This is a genomic window from Pantoea sp. E956-1 (genome assembly GCF_982223955.1).
This window is the reverse complement of record NZ_CEUYZP010000012.1, coordinates 82,233-106,210: the sequence shown is the minus strand read 5'-3', so window position 1 is coordinate 106,210 and position 23,978 is coordinate 82,233. Positions and strand designations below refer to the sequence as shown.

The following is a 23,978-nucleotide window of genomic DNA, read 5'->3' as shown; positions in this document are numbered from 1 at the left end:
CAGTGCGGGCCAGCGCAGCTCTGCTGCTGCCGGGCCGTCCTTGCGCCGCTCACGCGGTACCTTCGGCTTTGACGTCGTGCCGACGAACCGTTCGGGGATCGGCCCTCCCTGGCCCACCGTCGCGCCTCCGCGCTGCGGATAGCCCTTGCAGCAGCAGAGGCGCTCAGGCCTCCACTCTCGTGCCCTTTTTAACAGCACGCACCAGACTGCGTTATCACCTGTCGCTTAACTGACCAGCACCGGCTTAGCCGGGCGTTTTGCATTACAGTCCGCCGGACTTATAGGCGCGGGCCGCGGGTGTGCCGTTGCTGGCAGGCAGTTTCTTGCCCAGGGTTTCCATACGCATCTGGAACGGCGGGAACGGCATCTCAATACCGTGCTGATCGAATCCGCTCAGAATCAACTGATGCAGTTCGTGACGCAGCGGCATACGGTGTCCCATCTCAGCGGCATGGACACGAAGTTCAAATAACTGAATCCCTTGTTGCAGATCGACCAGGAAGGCTTCCGGTTGCGGCGTGTCCAGGACATAGCTGCAGCGTTCAGCCGCCTGGATAAGAATGGTGGTCACCTGTTCACTGCTGACTTTCGCCGGAGCCGGAATGGTGAGCACCACGCGTGTTACGGAATCGGACAGCGACCAGTTAATAAACTGCTCGGTGATAAAGGCTTTGTTCGGCACGATGATCTCTTTGCGGTCCCAGTCGGTAATGGTGGTCGCGCGGGTATTAATCCGCGTGATACTGCCGGTCAGGTCGCGAATCGTCACGGTATCGCCAATACGAATCGGCTTTTCGAACAGGATAATCAGACCTGAAATAAAGTTGGCAAAAATCTCCTGCAAACCAAACCCCAGTCCCACACCCAGCGCGGCAACCAGCCACTGCAGCTTCGACCACTCAATACCAATCATTGAGAAACCAATCAGTCCGCCAATCAACAGCAGCAGATATTTGGTCAGTGTGGTGATGGCGTAACCCGTGCCTGGCGTCAGATTAAGATGCTGTAACAGCGCCAGCTCAAGCAGCGCAGGCATATTGCGCACCAGCTGGGTGGTGATGATAAATACCAGGATAGCGATCAGCACCGATCCCAGGGTAATGGGCTGAATCGACTCTACGCCCTGCACGGAAGTGCTGACGTCCCACAGCTGAATATTCTCCAGGAAGCCAAAAGCCGAATGGATTTCTGACCACAGCACAATAACGGAGACCAGGGCGATAAGCATCAGGATAGAGCGTACCAGCCGCAGCGACTGCGCACTGATCGCATCCAGATCAATTACCGGCTCTTCAATTTCAATCGCATCAGTGTTCAGAGAGCCTTGCTCCTTCTCTTCTTCACTGCGCGCACGGTTAGCCAGCATATCGGCACGGCGCTGACGGGCGCGATCAAAGCCAAGCCGGCGACGCTGAATCAGCATCCAGCGCCGGATAATGTGATAGATAACCAGCAGCAGGAACCAGATGGCGACAGAGGTCTCCAGTCGCGCCAGCAGCGCCTGCGCGGTAGCCAGATAACCCACGGCGGAAGCGAGAGCCGCCATCAGTGGCATGGCGATCATCAGGTTCCACAGCATCCGGTTCACCATGTTCTCGCCATTTCCCTCTTTATCGAGATAGAGCGGAATCCCGGAACGCTTCAGGCTCACGGTGACAATGCTGATTGCCCCGCAGATCAGGATGAAACAGAGACGGCCCAGCGACGAGGAGAACTGCCGATCTTCCAGATTACCAAAGGCGATCAGCAACATAATCAGCGGCACAATCAATCCGATGCTCAGCGAGTAGTAGCGCATGGCGCGCGCCACCCGGTTTTGCGGCCAGCGAAAATGCACAATGAACAGGCCGTTAGGACGGGCAAAGGCAGCGCTGATCATAAACGCCCACAGCAGTGGCAGCGTGGCGGTAATGCCATCACCAATCGCTACGGCGATAGGGTAGGGCCAGGCGTTCTGCAGGCCATAACCCAACGCCCCCCATAATACCGGCAGCGGCAGCGCCACCAGGATAGACCAGAACAGGGTACGGATAGTCAGGCGGAAACGATCCTGAGTGACCTTGCCGACTTTGCTGGCAGAACGGTCAAGGAAGGCATTGAAATGGCGGCGCGAACTGATGCTGAAGCCGACCAGCAGCAACGCACCAATAATCGGCAGCACCGAGTTGCGGCTGGTAAACATCATTGCCATCGCTTTGCCGAGCTGACCCAGCGTATCCAGCGACAGCAGACGGGAAAGATCTTTGGCCAGATCCAGCGGATAACTCAAACCAATCGGGTTAACGTCGGCGGTCCAGAACAGATAGCGGTGCGTCGCCTCTTTGACTTCCGTCAGCGCATCCTGCAACTGCGTATTGCCAACCTTGAGCTTGGTGATCTCCAGAATCAGCGTGTCACAGCCGGAGATCAGCGAATTGAGCAGTTCCCGCTGTGTGCGTAGCTGCGCATCAAGAATACGCTTCTGGTCTGCGGTGAAGGGCTGACCATCGGCCTGCCGTCCCTTACGCAGCGCCTCCTGGCGCTCCAGCAGATCTTCATAATTGAGCCGCTGCACGCGAAGCTGTGCCATCTCATTATCAATCTGCTGCGACTTGGGCATCTCCGGCAGACGCGCGACCTGCGCCCGTAGCGCTTCGCCCAGCAGATTAGAGGCACCCAGCCACTGCGACTGTTCACGCAGGGTAGAAAGCGCCTGACGGACCTGAATAATCTGGTTGGTGGCCAGCCGCTGCTGCGACGCGACCAGATCCATGCGCTGCGCCTGCTGATTCAGGGCAACCGAGAGTTCGCGGTTAACCCGAAACTGATCGCTGATCTCTGGCGGCAGATCGCCACTGTTTTCCGCCAGCTGCTCGGTGCGAGCCAGTGCGACTTCCGCTTCACGTTGTCGCTGATCGTTGAGCTGGTTGCGCAGCGCCTGCAGGTAATTATCGAGCTGAGTCGCTTTACGCTGGTGGGCTTCAGCCCGCATCCGCGCCAGTTCCTGACGGTTGTTGGCAGAGAGCTGGGCCAGCTCAAGTTCATCGACCAGCGCTTTATTCGCCGCGCTTTCCGCCTGGCGAGCCGCCAGTTGCAGCTGGCCCTGTGGCGAACTACTGCTGACGCCCTGCAGCCGGCGTTCGCTCTCCGTCATCGCCCGGCGCGCTTCTGTCTGTTGCTGCGGCAGCTGCGACAGCGAATCACTGATTTCCCGCGCCCGATCCTGCTCCTGCCGCGCCTGACGACCTTCTTCCAGCAACTGGCTGCTGACCTGCAGGATCTCCTGATCCAGCTCGGCGCTGCTCATGTTATTGCGCACGGTTTTCCCGCTGTCACTCAGCGCGGCAATCTGCTGACGCAGTTCGCGTGCCAGGCGCGGAAAGTCGTCAATAACCTGCTGATATTGCGCCGCCCGCTCCAGCGATTCATCGCGTTCTGAAAGGAAGTTTAAGGCGGCTTCAATCGTCTGGATCTGTTCAGTCTGAGATGGCGAGCTTTTTGCCGCTTTTATCTCTTCCAGCTGCTGTTTGAGCTGGCTGGCGTCAGGAAGGCTGGCCGCGAAGGCCGGGCTGCTGAGCCACAGGCTCAGCAGCAGGAGGAGAATCAAACGCACAGAGGATACTCAATTTAATCGACGATGACGTCGGACATGTCTGTCGCGACCGGCAGCGCAATCGCCAGCGGTTGACCCAGACGGGTTTTACTTTCGGCTTCCAGGCTTTCAGCCAGTTTGACGCGGCCAGGTGCGAACAGGTTGATGACGGTAGAGCCAAGCTTAAAGCGGCCCATTTCCTGGCCTTTCAACAGCACCACGGCGCCTTCATCATCCGCTGCCGGATAGTGCCAGCGCTTGATCACGCCTTCACGCGGTGGCGTGATGGTGCCAGCCCAGACGGTTTCGATGCTGCCGACAATGGTGGCACCCACCAGGATCTGCACCATCGGCCCGATATCGGTTTCGAAGTAGCAGATGACGCGCTCGTTACGGGCAAACAGGTTGGGAATATTACGCGCGGTCAGCGGGTTAACGGAGTAGAGGTCGCCAGGCACATAAATCATCTCACGCAGGATACCGTTGCACGGCATATGGACGCGGTGATAATCACGGGGTGCCAGATAGGTGGTGACGAACTCGCCATTAACAAACTGGGCCGCCATCCGCTCATCACCCGCCAGCAGGGCGTCGATGGTGTAGTGATGACCTTTAGCCTGGAAAATCTGATCGCCTTCAATGTGGCCGAGCTGGCTGATAGCGCCATCCGCGGGCAGGGCGATGAGATTGGCATCGGCATCCACCGGACGCGCATCGTCTTTCAGCGGACGCACGAAAAAGTCATTAAAGGTACGATAGCTGGCGGTATCGGGCTTGCGCGCTTCTGCCATGTCGACTTTGTAAAACCAGACAAAGATGTCAATGACCAGTTTGGTCAACCAACCACCGCGGCGACTGGCGCCCCAACCGGCAAGTTCAGTCAGCCATTTCTTCGGGAGAATATGATTCAAGCCGAGTTTTAAACGATCAAACACCTTAGCCTCCTGGCTATTTTATGACGTTGTAAAAAAGGGGGCGGATTGTAGCAGCGCCCCGTTCAGATGGCGACTATACCCGATTTCCGGCACGCTGCACGGTCTGGACGCGCGACTGGAATGCACCTCGCAAAATGCGTCGGCTTATCCGTTCAGACGCGGTTATACCGATTAACTTTCACCATCAGGGAAATTTTTACGCGTTTTTACCTGCGCCATGCTCTCCAGGATACGGTGGTAGTTATCAAAACGGGACCTGTTGATTTTGCCCTGTTCGACCGCTTCGCGGATGGCACAGCCGGGATCGCTGCCGTGTTTACAATCGCGGAATTTGCAATCGCCAAGGAATGCGCGGAATTCGACAAATCCGCGGGTAATTTGTTCCGGCTCAAGATGCCATAAACCGAACTCACGCACGCCGGGTGAATCGATCACATCGCCGCCGTCCGGGAAGTGATAAAGGCGCGATGCGGTGGTGGTATGCTGGCCTAAGCCTGAGCCATCCGAAACCTCGTTAGTCAGAATAGCGACCTGTTCTTCTTTGTCGAAGCCGAGCAGGGCATTCAGCAGACTCGATTTGCCGACGCCAGACTGACCGGCAAAGATACTGATGCGGTCGGTCAGCGCCGCTTTCAGGTCGTCCAGGCCGTTTTTCGCCCGGCTGGAGACCATCACCACGCGATAGCCAATATTGCGATAGATATCCATCTGCTTATCGACAGACGCACGCGCCTTGTCATCCAGCAGATCGGTTTTGTTCAGTACCAGCAACGGTTCAATGTCCAGCGTTTCGCTGGCAACCAGATAGCGGTCGATGATGTTTAACGACAGTTCAGGCAGGATCGCGGAGACGACGATGATCTGGTCGATATTCGCCGCCATCGGCTTCACGCCGTCGTAAAAATCGGGGCGGGTTAATACGCTGGTGCGCTCATGCACCGCTTCAACGATACCTTTGTTGCCGCTGGTTGCCGGACGCCACAGCACCCGGTCGCCGGTGACCAGCGAACGAATGGTTCGGCGGATATTGCAGCGGTGGGCGACGCCTGCGCTATCCTCAACATCAGCGTGCATGCCAAAACGGCTAACAACGACCCCATCTGCAGCTTCACCAAACAGGTTGTCATCCGCTTCCGGACGCTCTTTGCGCTGGTTGAGACGGCGATCGTGGTTAGCGCTTACGCGGCGTTGTTGGCCCTTCGACAGTTTATTTTTACTCACTCACCCTCACAGCGTTAGCCAGATTTCGCCCGGCTGGGCAAAACGTCTATGATACACCTTATTCATCGTAAATGACGACTACAGCAACCGCAGGAAACAGCATGCCTACTGGAAATGAACAGAATCTGATCTGGATTGATCTTGAGATGACCGGACTTGATCCGACGCATGATCGCATTATTGAAATTGCGACCCTGGTGACTGACGCCAACCTGAACATTCTGGCGGAAGGGCCGGTCATGGCCGTTCATCAGTCAGATGCGCAGCTGGCGCTGATGGATGAGTGGAATGTCCGCACCCACACCAACAGCGGCCTGGTTGCGCGGGTGAAGGAGAGTCAGATTGACGATCGCGCAGCAGAGCTGGCGACCATTGAGTTCCTGAAGCAGTGGGTTCCGGCGAACACCTCGCCTATCTGCGGCAACAGCATCGGGCAGGATCGTCGTTTCCTGTTTAAGTACATGCCTGAGCTGGAAGCGTACTTCCATTATCGTTATCTGGATGTCAGTACCCTGAAAGAGCTGGCTCGTCGCTGGAAACCCGATATCCTTCCTGGCTTCAAAAAAGGGGGGACGCACCAGGCTCTGGATGATATCCGCGAGTCCGTGGCGGAGCTGGCGTACTACCGCGAACACTTTTTGCAGCTTTAACCGGCGACGGGTGCGCATGAAATCACCAGGTTGCTGATTTAATCAGCAAACGCGCGGAAAGCGAAAATTTTTGCTTTCAGACGCTTGCAGCAGCAACGATTTCTCGTATAATGCGCACCCCGTACCGGTGAAGAATTTATTAACGGTACACGGCGCGGGAATAGCTCAGTTGGTAGAGCACGACCTTGCCAAGGTCGGGGTCGCGAGTTCGAGTCTCGTTTCCCGCTCCAGTTTTAAAATGTAAGCAGTACCCTCTTTGCGGGAATAGCTCAGTTGGTAGAGCACGACCTTGCCAAGGTCGGGGTCGCGAGTTCGAGTCTCGTTTCCCGCTCCAGTTTTGTTTAGCAGTGCCCTTCTATGCGGGAATAGCTCAGTTGGTAGAGCACGACCTTGCCAAGGTCGGGGTCGCGAGTTCGAGTCTCGTTTCCCGCTCCAGATTTAACATCACCCTCATTTCAGTCCGTTATGCGGCTGTTTTACGTCGCGTGATTTTGATTGTTTCATGAAGGTTATCCACAGCACTGCACCCCATCGTCTGCGCCTGTTACGGCGATCTGTAAATGGCTTTTGAACAGAGTTATCCACAGTCTTGCAGGTTAACCGAAGCGATAGCCTCATTATTAAATAAACACAACTTTTATATAAGTTGTTGATATTTATCGTTATGAAAATATTTCAATTTGTTATTTAACAGCAAAATCAGCGTTGTTGCAGTTGAATGACAACAGCTTTTTATTTTTATTCACAGCATGTGGAAAACGATAATTCGCGATCAGGCTGTTCAATCACGCATCACGCGGTAAACCCTTCTCTACTGCACGAACCAGGCGCTTCTGCTGGGCCGGTTGCACTTCAACCACGAGTTGCTCGCGTTTCTGCTGCTGCTGCGTGATTGCCCACAGAATATGTTCATCCAGTAGTTCACTTTCACCGAGTCGTTGTTCCAGTACCTTAACGATTTCGGGTGACCAGGGCGCGTTACCCAGCGCCACTGCAATATTACGCAGCCAGCGTAAATGACCAATGCGGCGAATCGCTGAGCCTTCAGTGATGCGTAAAAACTTCGCTTCATCCCATTGAAACAGATCGATCAGCTCAGGGGCATGGAGCGCCGCTCGCGGTGAAAAGTCGCTTTCGTCACTGAGTTGTCCATAGCGATTCCACGGACAGATCAGCTGGCAGTCATCACAGCCATATATCCGGTTGCCCATCAGCGGGCGAAATTCTTCCGGAATCGCGCCTTCCAGCTCAATGGTGAGATAGGAAATACAGCGCCTCGCATCCACGACGTAGGGCTCAACGATCGCGCTGGTGGGGCAGATGGTCATGCAGGCGACACAGCGGCCACACTGCTCCTGCTGCGGTGTGTCTACCGGCAGCGGAATATCGATCAGCAGTTCGCCGAGGAAAAACCACGAGCCTGCTTCCCGATTCAGTATCAGCGAATGTTTGCCGGTCCAGCCGAGTCCCGCTTTGGCCGCCAGCGGCCGCTCAAGCAGCGGAGCCGAATCTACAAACGGACGAAAATTAAGCTCGCCACAATGCTGCTGGATCATTTCTCCGAGCTTTTTCAGTCGATTGCGCAATACTTTGTGGTAATCACGACCTAATGCATAACGGCTGACATAGCCCAACTGGGGATTTTTCAATGTGCTGGCAAAGGCGGCTTTGGCCGGAAGGTAGTTCATGCGAACGCTGATAACGCGCAGCGTGCCGGGCAGCAGTTCATGAGGACGCGCCCGCATCATGCCGTGTCGCGCCATCCACTCCATCTCGCCATGATACTGCTTATCCAGCCACGCCTGCAGGCGCGGCTCTTCCACACTGAGATCGGTATCGGTGATGCCGACCTGCTGAAAGCCGAGATCCAATCCCCACTGTTTAATCTGTTGTGCGAATTGATGAAGATCGAGAGGGTATGACATGAGTAACCAGGATTCGAAGAAAAACAGCCGCAGTTTACCATATTCTGTCTGGCCTGCGCAGGCTGTGGCGCAGCTTGAGCAACAGGGGGCCGATGCGCTCGGCATTACGCTGTATGAGCTGATGCTGCGTGCCGGACAGGCCGCTTACGAGCATCTGACGGCGCACTGGTCAGAGGCCAGCCACTGGCTGATTCTGTGTGGTCACGGCAACAACGGTGGCGATGGTTATGTGCTGGCGCGACTGGGACAGGCGGCGGGCAAAACCGTTACGCTGCTGGCGTGCGAAAGTGAAAAAGCGTTGCCGGAAGAGGCGCAGCGTGCACGGGACGCGTGGCTGGATGCGGGCGGTGAAATTCATGCGGCCGATGCGGCCTGGCCAGAGCAGATCGATGTGATTGTGGATGCCCTGCTGGGAACCGGCAGTAATCGTGCGCCCGGGGAACACTATGCCACATTGATCCAGCGGGCAAACGCCCATGCGGCACCGAAACTTGCCATTGATATGCCTTCCGGCTTATCAGCCCGCAATGGCACCGCGCCCGGTGAAGTAATTAATGCCAGCCATACGCTGAGTGTGGTTGCTCTTAAACCGGGCCAGATCACTGGCAAAGCGCGAGATTACATTGGAGAGCTTTACTATGCCGATCTCGGCCTGGCCGCTTTTCTGGCAGGCGAAGTGGCTCCCATCGCGCGTTATGATGCCAGCGCATTAACCCGCTGGCTCAAGCCGCGTAAACCGACCTCGCACAAAGGCAGCCACGGCCGGCTGCTGGTAGTGGGGGGCGATGCCGGTACTGCTGGCGCGGTGCGGATGACGGCAGAAGCGGCGTTGCGCAGCGGTAGTGGGTTAGTGCGAGTACTTACTCACAAAGATAATATTATTCCAATCCTGACCGCCCGGCCCGAAATTATGGTCGATGAACTGACCGATGAGCGCCTGACGGAGGCGCTGGAGTGGGCCGATGTCATTGCGATAGGGCCCGGTCTGGGTCAGCGCGAATGGGGAAAGCGGGCGCTGAAGCAGGTAGCGGGCAGTGAAAAGCCGATGCTTTGGGACGCGGATGCACTTAACCTGCTGGCAATCAGTGCTGAGAAACGTCAGAATCGCATTATTACGCCGCATCCTGGCGAAGCGGCGCGTTTGCTGAATACCGAGACCAGTGAAATTGAGAGTGACCGCTTACATGCAGCTCAGACATTGGCGCAGCGTTATGGGGGTGTAGTGGTACTGAAAGGTGCCGGTACGCTGATTGCCAGCGAGCAGGGTGAAATGGCCTTTGCTGATGTGGGCAATGCCGGAATGGCCTCCGGCGGTATGGGCGATCTCCTGAGTGGAATCATCGCCTCGCTGGCGGGTCAGAAACTGACGCTGTTTGATGCGGCCTGCGCCGGCTGTGTTGCTCATGGTGCAGCGGCCGATGCGGTCGCTGCAGAGCGTGGTACACGCGGTATGCTGGCAACTGATTTACTGGATCTGCTGTGGCAGTTTGTTAATCCTGAGATGAATAAAGAAGCATGAAGACCTGTGTTATCTCTTTGCCCGATGAGGCGGCTACGCTCAGTTTGGGCGCTCAGCTGGCGCGCGCCTGTGGTAGCGCGGCAGTGATTTATCTCTATGGCGATCTGGGGGCGGGTAAAACCACCTTCAGCCGCGGCTTTCTACAGGCGCTGGGTCATCAGGGCAACGTCAAAAGTCCCACTTACACGCTGGTTGAGCCTTATACGCTGGACAACCGCACACTTTATCACTTCGACCTCTATCGACTTGCCGATCCCGAAGAGCTTGAATTCATGGGCATCCGCGACTATTTCAGCGGCGATGCTATCTGTCTGGTCGAATGGCCGCAGCAGGGTACCGGTTTTCTGCCGCCGCCCGATCTCACACTAACGCTGCGTTACGTGGGTGAGGCGCGTGAAGCGGAACTGACGGCACAATCCTCGTCGGGCCAGCAATGGCTTGAACAATTTAGTCAGGGCAGGGATCAGGCATGATGTCACGGATGAAAATAGCGCTGGTGACACTGCTGCTGCTGGTCTCTACACCCCTGTTTGCCGCCACCCTGTCAGACATCAAAGTCGCCAATGGCGACAGCCAGGCAACCATCACCCTGAATTTTGCCGGACAGCCTGTCTATGGCTTCTTCCCGCTGCGCAATCCTGACCGTGTGGTACTTGATGTGCGCCAGAGCGGCGTGGTTCAGGGACTGCCGTTAAATTTCAGCGGCGAAAACATCGTAAAGCGAATTCGTACCAGTACCCCGAAAGATAAACAGAGCGTGCGGCTGGTGTTTGAACTGACGCAGGCGGGTAAAACCCGTGCGGTCACTCAGCGCAATGGCAATAGCTACAGCGTGGTCTTCACCATTACCGGTAAGCCGCCTGCTGTTACGCGCAGTGTACCTGCGCCGGTAACGGCCCCGACGCGTGTGCCTACCCAGAGTGCCGCAGCGGCTAACCCCTTTAATTCGAATCCGGTGACGTCCGTAACCAGCACAGCCAGCACTGTACGTCCTGGTCGTGCCGTCAGCCAGAATGATACCGTGATTGTGGCGATTGATGCCGGACATGGCGGTCAGGATCCCGGCGCTATCGGGCAGCGCGGACTGAAAGAGAAGAACGTCACGATCGCGATTGCACGTAAACTGCGGGTGTTGCTGAATAACGATCCGATGTTCAAAGGCGTCCTGACGCGTGATGGCGACTATTTTATCTCGGTTATGGGTCGCTCCGACGTGGCGCGTAAAGCCAACGCCAACGTGCTGGTGTCAATTCATGCTGACGCCGCGCCGAGCCACGCGGCGACCGGTGCATCGGTCTGGGTACTATCAAACCGCCGGGCCAATAACGAGATGGCTAACTGGCTGGAGCAGAAAGAGAAACAGTCTGAGCTGCTGGGCGGCGCAGGCGACCTGCTGGCCAACAGTCAGGCCGATCCCTACCTCAGCCAGGCGGTTCTTGACCTGCAGTTTGGTCACTCGCAGCGCGTCGGATATGACATCGCGCAGAAAGTATTGCAGCAGATGCGCAGCGTGACGTCGCTGCATAAACGTCTGCCTGAGCATGCCAGTCTTGGCGTGCTGCGTTCACCCGATATTCCTTCTTTGCTGGTGGAAACCGGCTTTATCAGTAATTCCTCGGAGGAGCGACTGCTTGGCAGTAGCGCACACCAGGATAAGATTGCGCAGTCGATCTATAAAGGTCTGCGCACTTATTTCCTGGCGCACCCGCTGCAATCCATCCCAAAGGAGGAAAACCGGCCGCTGGGCTCGTCGCCAGCGGTTAACGTCGCCAGCAACCCGGCGACCGGGGTGACGCAATATACCGGCGTGACGCAGCGCCATACGGTAACGCGCGGTGAGACACTTTCCGGGATTGCCGCGAAGTATGGCGTCAGCATGGCGACCCTGCGTGAAATGAACACCCTGAAGCGGGATGTGGTATGGGTCGGACAGCGGTTGAAAGTGCCGGCCAGTGCGGCCGCCAGCCGCACCACGCACGCCACGCCACGCGGCGTTGTGCGTCATAAAGTGGTCGTGGGTGATTCACTGACCGGCATTGCCGCACATTATGGCGTCAGCCCGAAAGCGATAATGCAGACCAATAATCTGAAATCGACCAACGTTATGTTGGGGCAGAACCTGAAAATCCCTGCATCCTGATTGTTTGCCCGGCCGCTGCGCCGGGCGGCCAGCTAAAAGGAAAACCATGCCGATACAAATTTTACCGCCCCAACTGGCAAACCAGATTGCGGCGGGTGAAGTGGTTGAACGTCCTGCATCGGTTGTAAAAGAGCTGGTAGAGAACAGCCTGGATGCTGGTGCAACGCGCATTGACGTTGATATTGAAAAGGGTGGCGCAAAGCTTATCCGCATTCGTGACAACGGCTGCGGCATCGTGAAAAGCGAGCTGTCGATGGCGCTGGCCCGACACGCCACCAGTAAAATCGCCTCACTGGATGACCTGGAAGCGATCATGAGCCTGGGTTTTCGCGGTGAAGCGCTCGCCAGTATCAGTTCTGTCTCCCGCCTGACATTAACCTCACGTACCGCCGATCAAACTGAAGCCTGGCAGGCCTATGCGGAAGGGCGTGATATGACGGTAACTGTTAAACCGGCTGCACATCCCTGCGGGACCACGCTGGAAGTACTGGATCTGTTTTATAATACCCCGGCGCGCCGCAAATTTATGCGTACAGAGAAAACCGAGTTCGGTCATATCGACGAAGTGATCCGTCGTATTGCACTGGCGCGTTTTGATGTCGCGCTTTCACTGAGCCACAACGGCAAAATGATGCGTCAGTATCGGGCCGTCAGCGAGGAGAGCCAGCGCGAACGGCGACTGGCGGCTATCTGCGGCACCACGTTTATTCAGCATGCGCTGCGAATTGACTGGCAGCATGATGATCTCTCGCTGCGCGGCTGGGTCGCCGATCCCGCCGGTTCGCGCCAGGTCACCGAGTTACAATATTGCTACGTCAATGGCCGGATGATGCGCGACAAGCTGATTAATCACGCTATCCGCCAGGCTTTCCAGACCCAGCTTCAGGATGACCAGCAGCCCGCTTACGTGCTCTATCTGGAGATCGATCCGCATCAGGTGGATGTCAACGTTCACCCGGCCAAGCATGAAGTTCGCTTTCATCAGTCACGCCTGGTGCATGATTTTATTTATCAGGGCGTGGTCAGCGCGTTACAGGCGATAGCGTCACCCGTTTTGCCTGCGCTGCAGGCAGAAGAAGCCGCACCGCGCTGGCAGCCTGAAAACCGTCAGGCGGCAGGGGGTAACCATTTTGCGCAGCCTGCAGCGCCCGCCAGCGAGAATCAATCTTCAGCCTCCGCGCGGCAAACACCGCCCGCAGCAGCGCCGGCCTGGCAAAACAAAGAGAACGTGTATCGTCAGCGTGAAGGCGCGGTTTACCAGCAGTTGCTGAAAACGCCTGTCAGCGCCACGCCGCCGCCAAAAATCCGGGAACCGGCACCGCCTCGGGCCGAAAAACCCTCGCCGCTGGCCGCGCATGCCCAGAGTTTTGGCCGGGTACTGACTGTGTTGCAAAACCACTATGCGCTGCTGGAGCAGGATCAGAAGTTAATGCTGATGGCGCTGCCGGTCGCGGCGCGCTGGCTGAAACAGGCGCAGCTTGAACCGGGTGAAGAGGGGCTTAAACCGCAACCCCTGCTGATTCCGGTGCGGCTTAAAATCGCTCTGGATGAACGGCAGGCCGCAAAAGAAAAGAGCAGCCTGCTCAATCAGATGGGTATTGATCTTCAGCCCGAAGGTGACCACGTGACCTTACGCGCGGTGCCTTTACCGTTACGAACACAAAATTTACAAATCTTGATTCCTGAGCTGTTAGGCTATCTCGCCCGGCAGCAGGAGATCTCTGCGACGCAACTGGCCCAGTGGCTGGCGCGACGTCAGGATACAGAGTCCTCCGACTGGAATCACTCACAGGCGATCAACCTGCTGGCAGAGCTTGAACGGCTTTGCCCACAGCTGCTGAAATCGCCGCCTTCAGGCTTATTACAGCCCATAGAGATTGAGAGCGCGATTAACGCGTTGAAGCATGAGTGAATTAAACCAGGCTGGCCGGCCAAAGGCTATTTTTTTGATGGGACCCACGGCTTCTGGCAAAACGGCTTTAGCAATTGAATTGCGTAAGCGGTTACCAGTGGAACTAATCAGCGTAGACTCTGCCTTAATCTATCGTCAGATGGATATTGGTACGGCGAAACCGTCGGCTGAGGAGTTAGCAGTGGCACCCCATCGTCTGCTCGACATTCGCGATCCCGCAGAAGCCTATTCGGCAGCGGAGTTCCGGCGGGATGCCTTAGCAGAAATGGCGGAGATCGTTGAAGCCGGACGAATACCGTTGCTTGTTGGTGGAACCATGCTCTACTTCAAGGCGTTACTTGAAGGATTGTCGCCGTTGCCCTCGGCCGATCCCGACGTTCGTCAGCGGATAGAGCAAACGGCGCGTGAAAAAGGCTGGGAAGCTTTACACCGCCAGCTGTGTGAAATCGACCCGGTTGCCGGCAGTCGTATTCATCCGAATGATCCGCAGAGACTTTCGCGAGCACTGGAAGTTTTTTTTATTTCGGGTAAAACTTTAACGGAACTGACAAAAACATCCGGTGAAGCGTTACCCTACGACGTGCAACAGTTCGCCATCGCCCCCGCGAGCCGTGAATTGCTGCACCAGCGCATCGCGTTGCGTTTTGAGCAGATGTTGGCGTCAGGATTTGAAGCGGAGTCTCGGGCCCTTTTTGCACGAGGTGATTTGCATACGGACATGCCTTCCATTCGTTGTGTTGGCTATCGTCAGATGTGGTCTTATTTATCGGGCGAAATCGATTACAGCGAGATGGTTTATCGGGGAATTTGCGCAACCCGGCAGCTTGCTAAGCGACAGATGACCTGGTTACGCGGTTGGGAAAATGTTCACTGGCTTGACAGTGACGAGCCCCGGCTGGCGCGTGATACAGTGTTACAGGTTCTTAGTGCGAAGCATGGGTGATTGTGTACAATTGATGGGTTATCGTGCGCAAATTTTTACGCAGTTTTTTCAGAACCATAGGTTCTACTTGCAACAAACAACAAGCATATAAGGAAAAGATAGAATGGCTAAGGGGCAATCATTACAAGACCCGTTTTTGAACGCACTGCGTCGTGAACGTGTTCCGGTTTCGATTTATCTGGTTAACGGTATTAAGTTGCAGGGTCAGATTGAGTCATTTGATCAGTTCGTCATTTTGTTGAAAAACACGGTGAGTCAGATGGTGTATAAGCATGCCATTTCTACCGTTGTTCCTTCACGCCCGGTTTCTCACCATAGCAATAATACCGGTGGCGGCAGCAACAATTACCATCATGGCGGCAGCAACACAACTGCGCAGCCACAGCCACAACAAGACGGTGATAACGCAGAATAACGCGTCACTGTACAGCCAGGAACGGAGAACAAAAGTTTTCCGTCCTGGTCTTTTATTTAGCGAGGTTATAGCTTGTTTGACCGTTATGAAGCCGGTGAGCAGGCCGTACTGGTACACATCTGGTTCTCCCAAGACAAAGAAGTAGAAGATTTGCAGGAGTTTGAAACCCTGGTCTCTTCTGCTGGCGTTGAGGCGCTGCAAGTGGTTACTGGCAGCCGCAAAGCGCCACATCCCAAGTATTTTGTCGGTGAAGGAAAGGCCGTTGAAATTGCCGATGCGGTAAAAACAACAGGAGCATCGGTCGTATTATTCGATCATGCCCTTACGCCCGCTCAGGAAAGAAACCTCGAGCGCCTGTGCGAATGCCGGGTCATTGATCGCACCGGTTTAATTCTGGATATCTTTGCCCAACGCGCACGTACCCACGAAGGTAAATTGCAGGTTGAGCTGGCACAACTGCGCCATCTTGCGACACGTCTGGTGCGCGGCTGGACCCACCTTGAACGCCAGAAAGGCGGGATTGGCTTGCGTGGCCCGGGTGAAACGCAGTTAGAAACGGACCGCCGACTGTTGCGCGGCCGTATCAGCCAGATTTTGTCCCGTCTTGAGCGGGTTGAAAAACAGCGTGAGCAGGGACGTCAGTCACGCGCCAAAGCGGATGTGCCAACGGTTTCGCTGGTGGGTTATACCAACGCTGGCAAGTCGACCCTCTTTAACGCCATGACCTCCGCCAACGTCTTTGCCGCAGACCAGTTGTTTGCGACGCTCGACCCCACACTGCGCCGTCTGAATGTTGCTGATGTCGGGGACGTGGTACTGGCGGACACGGTAGGCTTTATTCGCCATCTTCCTCACGATCTGGTTGCCGCTTTTAAAGCCACGCTGCAGGAGACCCGTCAGGCGACGCTGTTAATGCACGTGATTGATGGGGCTGACCTTCGCGTCACGGAAAATATCGCCGCCGTCGATACCGTTCTGGAAGAGATTGAAGCGGACGAAATCCCGACATTACTGGTGATGAATAAAATCGATATGCTCGACGGGTTCGAACCGCGTATCGATCGTAACGAAGAGAACCTGCCAATCCGCGTCTGGCTTTCCGCCCAGACAGGCGCAGGTATTCCGTTGCTATGGCAGGCGCTGTCTGAGCGTCTGGCGGGTGAAATAGCCCAGCACGCATTACGTCTGCCACCGGAGGCGGGGCGTCTTCGCAGCCGCTTCTATCAGTTGCAGGCGATTGAGAAAGAGTGGAATGAAGAAGACGGCAGTGTAGGATTGCAGATACGTATGCCCATTATTGAGTGGATGCGTTTATGTAAGCAGGAACCGTCGCTGACCAGTTACATTGTTTGATATTGCCCAAACGCATTTACCTTAAAAATTGAAGATTGTCGCACTTTCTTTGCAGACCCGAATACGCTGGAGTTACCCGAGTATTTTGGATTTCAGCAAGGCGGCAACTGAGTGAATCCCCGGAAGCTTGCGCAGGTAAGTGGCCGGGGTGAGCGAAGGCAGCCAACACCGCTGCAATCCGAAAGCTGAAGGGTAAAAACCGTAATTACAATAAATGGAGTAGAGACATGGCGTGGAATCAGCCCGGAAATAACGGACAGGACCGCGACCCGTGGGGAAGCAGCAATAATCAAGGCGGCAACTCTGGGGGGAATAAGGGAGGACGGGAATCCGGGCCTCCTGATCTGGATGATATCTTCCGTAAGCTGAGCAAGAAGCTCGGTGGACTGGGCGGTGGCAAACAGAACGACAACGGTCAACGCGGCTCCGGCAGCGGTGGCAAAATTGTTGGCATCGTGGCTGTCGCTGCTGTAGTCATCTGGGCTGCAAGCGGTTTCTACACCATCAAAGAAGCGGAACGTGGCGTGGTGACGCGCTTCGGTAAGTTCAGTCACCTGGTCGAACCTGGTCTGAACTGGAAGCCGACCTTTGTTGACCAGGTGCGTGCGGTTAACGTTGAATCGGTTCGCGAACTGGCTGCTTCTGGCGTCATGCTGACTTCGGATGAGAACGTGGTGCGCGTGGAAATGAACGTGCAGTACCGCGTGACCGATCCGGAACGTTATCTTTATGCTGTGACCAGCGCGGACGACAGCCTGCGTCAGGCTACCGACAGCGCGCTGCGCGGCGTGATTGGCCGTTCTACTATGGACCGCATTCTGACCGAAGGTCGTACCGTGGTGCGTAGCGATACCCAGCGTGAAATCGACGAGACGATTCGCCCTTATAACATGGGGATCGCGGTGCTGGACGTCAACTTCCAGGCTGCACGTCCGCCGGAAGAGGTGAAGTCTGCGTTTGATGACGCGATTGCCGCACGCGAAAACCGCGAGCAGTATGTTCGCGAAGCTGAAGCTTACGCCAACGAAGTTCAGCCTCGTGCTAATGGTCAGGCGCAACGTATTCTGGAGGAGGCGCGTGCTTACAAAGAGCGTACTGTTCTGGAAGCGCAGGGTGAGGTGGCGCGTTTCGCCAAGATTCTGCCTGAGTACAAAGCTGCGCCCGAAATCACCAAAGAGCGTCTCTATATCGAGACCATGGAACGTGTGCTGAGCCATACCCGTAAAGTACTGGTTAACGATCGGGGTAATAACCTGATGGTGTTGCCGCTGGATCAACTGATGCGTGGTGGTCAGACTTCATCGGGCCAGAATGGTCAGAAAGGTGCGAATGGTTCTTCGCAGCCTGCGCGCTCTGATAGCAGTGCCAGCCGCAATGACACGTCGTCATACAGTCCGGACAACATCATGGATCAGCGTCGGGCGAATGCTCAGCGCAGCGACAGCCAGCGCGAAGGGAGAGAGTAATTGATGCGTAAGCCAATAGTATTTTTAATCATTGTCGTGCTGGTGGCGCTCTATGCGTCCCTGTTTGTGGTGCAGGAAGGTCAGCGAGGCATTGTGTTGCGCTTCGGCAAAGTCCTGCGTGACGGCGAAAACAAACCGCAGGTATTTGAGCCGGGTCTGCATTTCAAGATTCCATTCCTGGAAACGGTTAAAACGCTGGATGCGCGTATCCAGACCATGGATAACCAGGCCGATCGCTTCGTCACTAAAGAGAAGAAAGATCTGATCGTGGATTCCTACATCAAGTGGCGTATCAGCGACTTCAGTCGCTACTACCTGGCCACCGGTGGCGGTGATGTCTCTCAGGCAGAAGTGCTGCTGAAACGTAAGTTCAGTGACCGCTTGCGTTCTGAAATGGGCCGTCTGGATGTGAAAGATATCGTAACGGACTCCCGTGGTCGTCTGACCACCGATGTGCGTGACGCGCTGAATACTGGCTCTGCAGGCAACGATGATGAAATCGCAACCCCTGCGGCTGATGACGCGATTGCCAGTGCAGCGGCCCGTGTCGAGCGTGAAACCAACAGCAGTGAGCCAGCACCGAACCCGAACAGTATGGCGGCGTTAGGTATTCAGGTGGTGGATGTGCGCATCAAGCAGATCAACCTGCCGACCGAAGTGTCTGATGCGATCTTCAACCGTATGCGTGCTGAGCGTGAAGCGGTCGCGCGTAGCCAGCGTTCACAGGGTCAGGAAGAGGCGGAAAAACTGCGCGCCCAGGCCGATTACCAGGTTACCCGTACTCTGGCTGAAGCCCAGCGTGAAGCGCTGATTACACGCGGTGACGGTGATGCGGAAACGGCGCGGTTGTTTGCCGATTCGTTCAGCAAAGATCCTGACTTCTATGCCTTTATTCGCAGCCTGCGTGCCTATGAAAACAGCTTCAGTAGCGATCAGGATGTGATGGTGTTAAGCCCGGATAGCGACTTCTTCCGATATATGAAGGCGCCCTCTAACGCGACACGGTAAGAACTGATATAACCTGTGGGCCGACAATGTTGTCGGCCCTTTTTTTTGGGTATCAGAATGAAAACAAGCATCTGGATGGCGCTGGCGCTGGTGTTAGTGCTGGAAGGGTTGGGACCGATGTTTATGCCGCGCGCCTGGCGACGCATGATCCTGACGATGACGCGGTTGCCCGATCGTCTGCTGCACCGCTTTGGTGGCGGACTGGTCGTTGCTGGCATGGTGATTTACTGCATGCTCAGCCTGCACGGCAACCTCTGAGGCTCACGTTCAGACCGGCTAAATTGTGCCTTTCAGCGCTATTATCCCCAACATGTTGTAGTGATCAAAACTCAGGCAAAAAAGCGCGCAATCGTATGCTAAAAGTGCTGAAAACCACGGGATCAGATGGTAGAATCCTTTTTTAAGCAATCGGTGATTTTGAGAAATGGGTAAGAACGTCGTCGTACTGGGCACCCAATGGGGTGACGAAGGTAAAGGTAAGATTGTAGACCTTCTGACTGAGCGCGCGAATTACGTTGTGCGTTATCAAGGCGGCCACAATGCGGGCCACACGCTTGTCATCAACGGTGAAAAAACCGTCCTCCACCTGATCCCTTCTGGCATTCTGCGCGATAACGTTACCAGCATCATTGGTAACGGCGTAGTGCTCTCTCCTGAAGCCTTAATGAAAGAGATGAAAGGCCTGGAAGCGCGCGGGATTCCGGTACGTGAACGTCTGCTGATTTCTGAAGCCTGTCCGCTGATCCTGCAATATCATGTTGCGATGGATATGGCGCGTGAACGTGCTCGTGGCGCCAAAGCGATTGGTACTACTGGTCGTGGCATCGGACCGGCTTACGAAGATAAAGTCGCTCGCCGTGCACTGCGTGTCAGCGACCTGTTCAACAAAGAAACCTTTGCTGCCAAGCTGAAAGAAGTGGTCGATTTCTACAACTTCCAGCTGGTGGAGTACTACAAAGAGCCGGCAGTCGACTTCGATAAAGTGCTGAGTGATGTGATGGAAGTCGCTGACATCCTGACTGGCATGGTCGTTGACGTCTCTGAACTGCTGGACGTCGCGCGTAAGCGTGGCGATCTGATTATGTTTGAAGGGGCACAGGGTACGCTGCTGGATATCGATCACGGAACCTATCCGTACGTGACTTCATCCAACACCACCGCAGGTGGCGTAGCGACCGGTTCAGGTATTGGCCCGCGTTATGTCGACTACGTACTGGGTATTGTGAAAGCTTACTCCACCCGCGTTGGCGCAGGCCCGTTCCCGACCGAGCTGTTCGATGAAACCGGCGAATTCCTCTGTGCGCAGGGTAATGAATTTGGTGCGACCACTGGTCGTCGTCGTCGTACCGGCTGGCTGGATGCGGTAGCCGTTCGCCGCGCGGTCCAGATCAACTCCCTGTCAGGTTTCTGCATGACCAAACTGGACGTGCTGGATGGCCTGAAAGAGGTGAAGATCTGTGTGGCTTACCGCATGCCTGATGGCCGCGAAGTGACCACTACGCCACTGGCGGCGGAGAACTGGGAAGGCATTGAGCCGATCTACGAAACCCTGCCAGGCTGGAGCGAGACAACGTTTGGCGTCAAGACGCTGGAAGGTTTGCCTCAGGCCGCGCGTGACTACATCAAGCGTGTGGAAGAGGTAACAGGTGTGCCGATTGATATCATCTCTACCGGCCCTGACCGCAGTGAAACAATGATTCTGCGCGACCCGTTCGACGCGTAATCATTCAGGCCGGACGTTGTCCGGCCCTTGTTTTTCCATTCTTTGATGCCACTTAACCTCCCTTCGCTTGTCAAACCTTCTGCTGGCTTAAAAAAGCGCACGGCCAGACAGACTCTGGTTTATCATCGTAGCTAATCGAATGGCGATCCGATTTAATCCTGGCATCAATCACAGGGCGGATAAGGTCACGCCGCGTCTGAAGGTTCACTGAGGTTACTGTGCAGCTCACGAGTTTTACTGATTATGGCTTACGGGCACTGATTTATCTGGCATCGTTGCCGGAAGGTCAGCAGACCAATATTACGGAAGTGACGAACACTTATGGTTTGTCCCGTAATCATATGGTCAAAATCATCAATCAGCTGAGCCGGGCGGGCTATGTCGCCGCAACGCGTGGTAAAAACGGGGGCATTCGTCTGGGTATGCCAGCGCGTCAGATTGTCATTGGCGACGTGGTACGTAAGATGGAACCACTACAATTAGTGGATTGCGCGTCCTGTTCCATCTCGCCAGCCTGTCGTCTGAAGCAGGCGTTACATGATGCGGTGCAGCGATTTTTGCAGGAACTGGATAGCTATACGTTGGCAGATCTGGTCGAAGGAAATACACCACTTTATGAGATCATCTTGTCCAGATCGCCGGTGGAAATAAATATTAAATGACATCGGAGGAACCGCTATGTCAAAAGATCCTTTTCAGGATAGAGAAGCTGAAAAATACGAAAACCCTATTCCGAGCCGTGAATTTATTCTGGCTCTGTTAGAAAAACGTGAAAAACCGGCCAGCCGCGAAGAGCTGGCTGAAGAGATGAATCTGCAGGAAGAAGAACACCTTGAGGCGCTGCGTCGCCGCCTTCGCGCCATGGAGCGTGATGGTCAGCTGGTGTTCACCCGCCGTCAGTGTTATGCCCTGCCAGAACGTCTTGATCTCCTGCGCGGTAAAGTCATTGGCCACCGAGATGGCTACGGCTTCCTGCGGGCAGAAGGTCAGAAAGATGACCTCTACCTTTCCGCAGAACAGATGAAATTCTGTATGCACGGTGACGTGATCCTGGCGCAGCCGCTGGGTGCCGATCGCAAAGGCCGCCGCGAAGCGCGCGTGGTCCGGGTGCAGGAACCCCGCAACAATCAGATCGTTGGCCGTTACTTTACCGATGCCGGTGCCGGCTTCGTGGTGCCGGACGACAGTCGCCTGAGTTTTGACATCCTCATCCCGCCTGAAGAGACGATGAATGCCCGCATGGGTTCCGTGGTGGTGGTTGAGCTGGTCCAGCGTCCGAACCGTCGCAGCAAAGCGATCGGTAAAATCGCCGAGATTCTGGGTGATGATATGGGCACCAGCCTGGCCGTTGATATGGCGCTGCGTACGCATGAAATCCCGCACACCTGGCCGCCGGAAGTGGAAGCTCAGGTCAGCAAGCTGAAAGAAGAAGTCCCGGAAGAGGCCAAAAAAGGCCGCGTCGATCTGCGCAAACTGCCGCTGGTCACCATTGATGGTGAAGATGCCCGTGACTTTGATGATGCTGTCTACTGTGAGAAGAAGCGCGGTGGCGGATGGCGTCTGTGGGTGGCTATTGCGGATGTCAGCTATTATGTCCGTCCTGGCACGCCACTGGATGACGAAGCGCATCAGCGCGGCACCTCGGTCTACTTCCCGTCGCAGGTTGTGCCGATGCTGCCGGAAGTGCTGTCGAATGGCTTATGTTCGCTTAACCCGCAGGTCGATCGCCTCTGCATGGTGTGCGAGATGACCATCTCGACCAAAGGTAAACTGACCGGCTTCAAACACTACGAAGCGGTGATGAACTCCCATGCGCGTCTGACCTACAACAAAGTCTGGAACATCCTGCAGGGCGATAAAGAGCTGCGTCAGCAGTATGCGCCGCTGGTGAAAGACCTTGAAGAGCTGAACAACCTCTATCATGCGCTGGAAGCCGCTCGTGAAGAGCGCGGCGGTATTTCGTTTGAAACGGAAGAGGCGAAGTTCATCTTCAACGCCGAGCGCCGTATTGAGCGTGTTGAACGCGTGTCACGTAATGACGCTCATAAACTGATCGAAGAGTGCATGATCCTGGCGAACATCGCCTCGGCACGCTTCGTTGAGAAAAATCAGGAACCGGCGCTGTTCCGCGATCACGATCGCCCGACCGACGAAAGCATCAAGAGCTTCCGTACCGTGCTCAACGAGCTGGGACTGAGTCTGCCTGGCGGTAACAAACCGCAGCCAATCGACTATGCAGCGCTGCTGAAGCAGGTTGCCGATCGTCCTGATGCGGAAATGCTGCAAACCATGCTGCTGCGTTCGATGAAGCAGGCCGTTTATGATCCGGATAACCGCGGTCACTTTGGTCTGGCACTCTCGTCGTATGCGCACTTTACCTCGCCAATCCGTCGTTACCCGGATCTGACGCTGCATCGCGCCATCAAATATCTGCTGGCAAAAGAGCAGGATGAAGGTAAAGGCCTGGTACAACGCGCCATTAAATACCTGATGCCGAGAGACCGCAGCGTCGCCAAAGATATGACGACAGCAACCGGTGGCTATCACTACGACATGCCGCAGATGCTGCAACTGGGCCTGCACTGTTCCCTGACCGAACGCCGCGCCGATGAAGCGACCCGCGACGTCGCGGACTGGCTCAAGTGTGACTTCATGCAGGATCAGGTTGGCAACGTCTTCAACGGCGTCATCTCCAGCGTGACCGGATTTGGCTTCTTTGTCCGCTTAAGCGATCTGTTCATTGATGGTCTGGTCCACGTTTCGACGCTCGACAACGATTACTACCGTTTTGACCCGGTAGGTCAGCGCCTGATCGGTGAATCGGGCGGTCGCACCTATCGTCTGGGTGACACGGTTGAAGTGCGTGTTGAAGCCGTCCATATGGATGAGCGTAAAATCGACTTTGCCCTGATCTCCAGCCAGCGTCAGGTACGTGGTGAAGGCAAAACCGCACGTGACCGGGCGAAGCGTGACGACAAAGCGCCAGCGAAACGCCGTCGTGATGCGAGCAAGAAGTCCAACTTCGAGCCGGACGCCGCTTTCCGGGGCGACAAGGGCAAGCCCGCCGCTGCAAATACCGAGAATAAAAGTAAAAACGTCTCGGAAAAAACCCGTAAAATCGCCGCCGCCACCCGGGCGAAGCGCGCCAGAAAAAAGGCGCAGCCTGACTGATGCGCGCACCCGCCCTTTCTCACTGA

At 55.7% G+C, this 23,978-nt stretch carries 18 protein-coding genes and 3 tRNA genes; 17 read left to right on the top strand and 4 right to left on the bottom strand.

Translation table 11 applies throughout. From position 1 onward, the window contains the following. Window positions 1-262: 262 nt before the first annotated feature. From mscM to rsgA, 3 genes are all read right to left on the bottom strand, one after another. The gene (mscM, locus tag AC0T7J_RS21835) at window positions 263-3,592 is read right to left on the bottom strand and encodes a miniconductance mechanosensitive channel MscM (RefSeq protein WP_473796984.1); all 3,330 of its coding nucleotides are present in this window, start codon (window positions 3,590-3,592) and stop codon (window positions 263-265) included. A 14-nt stretch (window positions 3,593-3,606) separates the two neighbouring features. Beyond that, window positions 3,607-4,506, bottom strand: a complete 900-nt coding sequence (gene asd / locus AC0T7J_RS21830; protein ID WP_473796981.1) for an archaetidylserine decarboxylase — start codon at window positions 4,504-4,506, stop codon at window positions 3,607-3,609. Window positions 4,507-4,677: 171 nt separating this feature from the next. Next, complete coding sequence (gene rsgA, locus AC0T7J_RS21825; protein ID WP_031592727.1) at window positions 4,678-5,727, bottom strand: small ribosomal subunit biogenesis GTPase RsgA; 1,050 nt, start codon at window positions 5,725-5,727, stop codon at window positions 4,678-4,680. A 101-nt stretch (window positions 5,728-5,828) separates the two neighbouring features. Here rsgA and orn point away from each other — a divergent pair, with 101 nt between their 5' ends. The 4 genes from orn to AC0T7J_RS21805 all read left to right on the top strand — a co-directional run bounded on the left by orn (window position 5,829) and on the right by AC0T7J_RS21805 (window position 6,812). Next, a complete protein-coding gene (gene orn / locus AC0T7J_RS21820) occupies window positions 5,829-6,377 on the top strand; it encodes an oligoribonuclease (protein ID WP_031592728.1) in 549 nt (182 codons plus the stop codon). A gap of 154 nt (window positions 6,378-6,531) precedes the next feature. Continuing rightward, window positions 6,532-6,607 (top strand) — tRNA-Gly (locus tag AC0T7J_RS21815). A gap of 28 nt (window positions 6,608-6,635) precedes the next feature. Continuing rightward, window positions 6,636-6,711, top strand: a tRNA-Gly gene (locus AC0T7J_RS21810). A 25-nt stretch (window positions 6,712-6,736) separates the two neighbouring features. Continuing rightward, a tRNA-Gly gene (locus AC0T7J_RS21805) sits at window positions 6,737-6,812 on the top strand. 350 nt (window positions 6,813-7,162) lie between these two features. Here the strand turns inward: AC0T7J_RS21805 and queG are convergent. Further along, window positions 7,163-8,302 (bottom strand): tRNA epoxyqueuosine(34) reductase QueG, encoded by a 1,140-nt coding sequence (gene queG / locus AC0T7J_RS21800; RefSeq protein ID WP_473796976.1) that lies wholly within the window; start codon window positions 8,300-8,302, stop codon window positions 7,163-7,165. Here queG and nnr point away from each other — a divergent pair. From nnr to rnr, 13 genes are all read left to right on the top strand, one after another. Beyond that, window positions 8,301-9,821 (top strand): bifunctional ADP-dependent NAD(P)H-hydrate dehydratase/NAD(P)H-hydrate epimerase, encoded by a 1,521-nt coding sequence (gene nnr, locus AC0T7J_RS21795; protein WP_473796973.1) that lies wholly within the window; start codon window positions 8,301-8,303, stop codon window positions 9,819-9,821. The two genes, queG and nnr, sit on opposite strands and share 2 nt — an antisense overlap. Then, window positions 9,818-10,294 (top strand): tRNA (adenosine(37)-N6)-threonylcarbamoyltransferase complex ATPase subunit type 1 TsaE, encoded by a 477-nt coding sequence (tsaE, locus tag AC0T7J_RS21790; protein ID WP_473796970.1) that lies wholly within the window; start codon window positions 9,818-9,820, stop codon window positions 10,292-10,294. Before nnr ends, tsaE begins: the two co-directional genes overlap by 4 nt. Beyond that, the gene (amiB, locus tag AC0T7J_RS21785; RefSeq protein ID WP_473796967.1) at window positions 10,291-11,961 is read left to right on the top strand and encodes an N-acetylmuramoyl-L-alanine amidase AmiB; all 1,671 of its coding nucleotides are present in this window, start codon (window positions 10,291-10,293) and stop codon (window positions 11,959-11,961) included. The genes tsaE and amiB overlap by 4 nt, the downstream gene beginning before the upstream one ends. Before the next feature lie 46 nt (window positions 11,962-12,007). Continuing rightward, the gene (gene mutL / locus AC0T7J_RS21780; protein ID WP_473796964.1) at window positions 12,008-13,873 is read left to right on the top strand and encodes a DNA mismatch repair endonuclease MutL; all 1,866 of its coding nucleotides are present in this window, start codon (window positions 12,008-12,010) and stop codon (window positions 13,871-13,873) included. Further along, on the top strand, window positions 13,866-14,816 hold the full coding sequence (gene miaA / locus AC0T7J_RS21775; protein ID WP_031592737.1) for a tRNA (adenosine(37)-N6)-dimethylallyltransferase MiaA: 951 nt from the start codon (window positions 13,866-13,868) through the stop codon (window positions 14,814-14,816). The genes mutL and miaA overlap by 8 nt, the downstream gene beginning before the upstream one ends. A gap of 103 nt (window positions 14,817-14,919) precedes the next feature. Next, on the top strand, window positions 14,920-15,231 hold the full coding sequence (hfq, locus tag AC0T7J_RS21770) for an RNA chaperone Hfq (RefSeq protein ID WP_010256116.1): 312 nt from the start codon (window positions 14,920-14,922) through the stop codon (window positions 15,229-15,231). Between the two features lie 72 nt (window positions 15,232-15,303). Next, a complete protein-coding gene (gene hflX / locus AC0T7J_RS21765; protein ID WP_473796960.1) occupies window positions 15,304-16,584 on the top strand; it encodes a ribosome rescue GTPase HflX in 1,281 nt (426 codons plus the stop codon). 227 nt (window positions 16,585-16,811) lie between these two features. Further along, window positions 16,812-18,050 (top strand): FtsH protease activity modulator HflK, encoded by a 1,239-nt coding sequence (gene hflK, locus AC0T7J_RS21760; RefSeq protein ID WP_010256122.1) that lies wholly within the window; start codon window positions 16,812-16,814, stop codon window positions 18,048-18,050. 3 nt (window positions 18,051-18,053) lie between these two features. Beyond that, window positions 18,054-19,058: a protease modulator HflC gene (gene hflC / locus AC0T7J_RS21755; RefSeq protein WP_473796956.1), complete on the top strand. Its 1,005-nt coding sequence runs from the start codon at window positions 18,054-18,056 to the stop codon at window positions 19,056-19,058. Between the two features lie 57 nt (window positions 19,059-19,115). Next, the gene (locus AC0T7J_RS21750; protein ID WP_010256126.1) at window positions 19,116-19,316 is read left to right on the top strand and encodes a DUF2065 domain-containing protein; all 201 of its coding nucleotides are present in this window, start codon (window positions 19,116-19,118) and stop codon (window positions 19,314-19,316) included. Between the two features lie 166 nt (window positions 19,317-19,482). Next, the gene (locus AC0T7J_RS21745; RefSeq protein ID WP_031592738.1) at window positions 19,483-20,781 is read left to right on the top strand and encodes an adenylosuccinate synthase; all 1,299 of its coding nucleotides are present in this window, start codon (window positions 19,483-19,485) and stop codon (window positions 20,779-20,781) included. Window positions 20,782-20,999: 218 nt separating this feature from the next. Then, window positions 21,000-21,443 carry a nitric oxide-sensing transcriptional repressor NsrR gene (nsrR, locus tag AC0T7J_RS21740; RefSeq protein ID WP_031592739.1) on the top strand — a complete coding sequence of 148 codons (444 nt, stop codon included), beginning with the start codon at window positions 21,000-21,002 and terminating at the stop codon, window positions 21,441-21,443. A 16-nt stretch (window positions 21,444-21,459) separates the two neighbouring features. Further along, a complete protein-coding gene (gene rnr, locus AC0T7J_RS21735; protein WP_473796952.1) occupies window positions 21,460-23,952 on the top strand; it encodes a ribonuclease R in 2,493 nt (830 codons plus the stop codon). Window positions 23,953-23,978 lie beyond the last annotated feature (26 nt).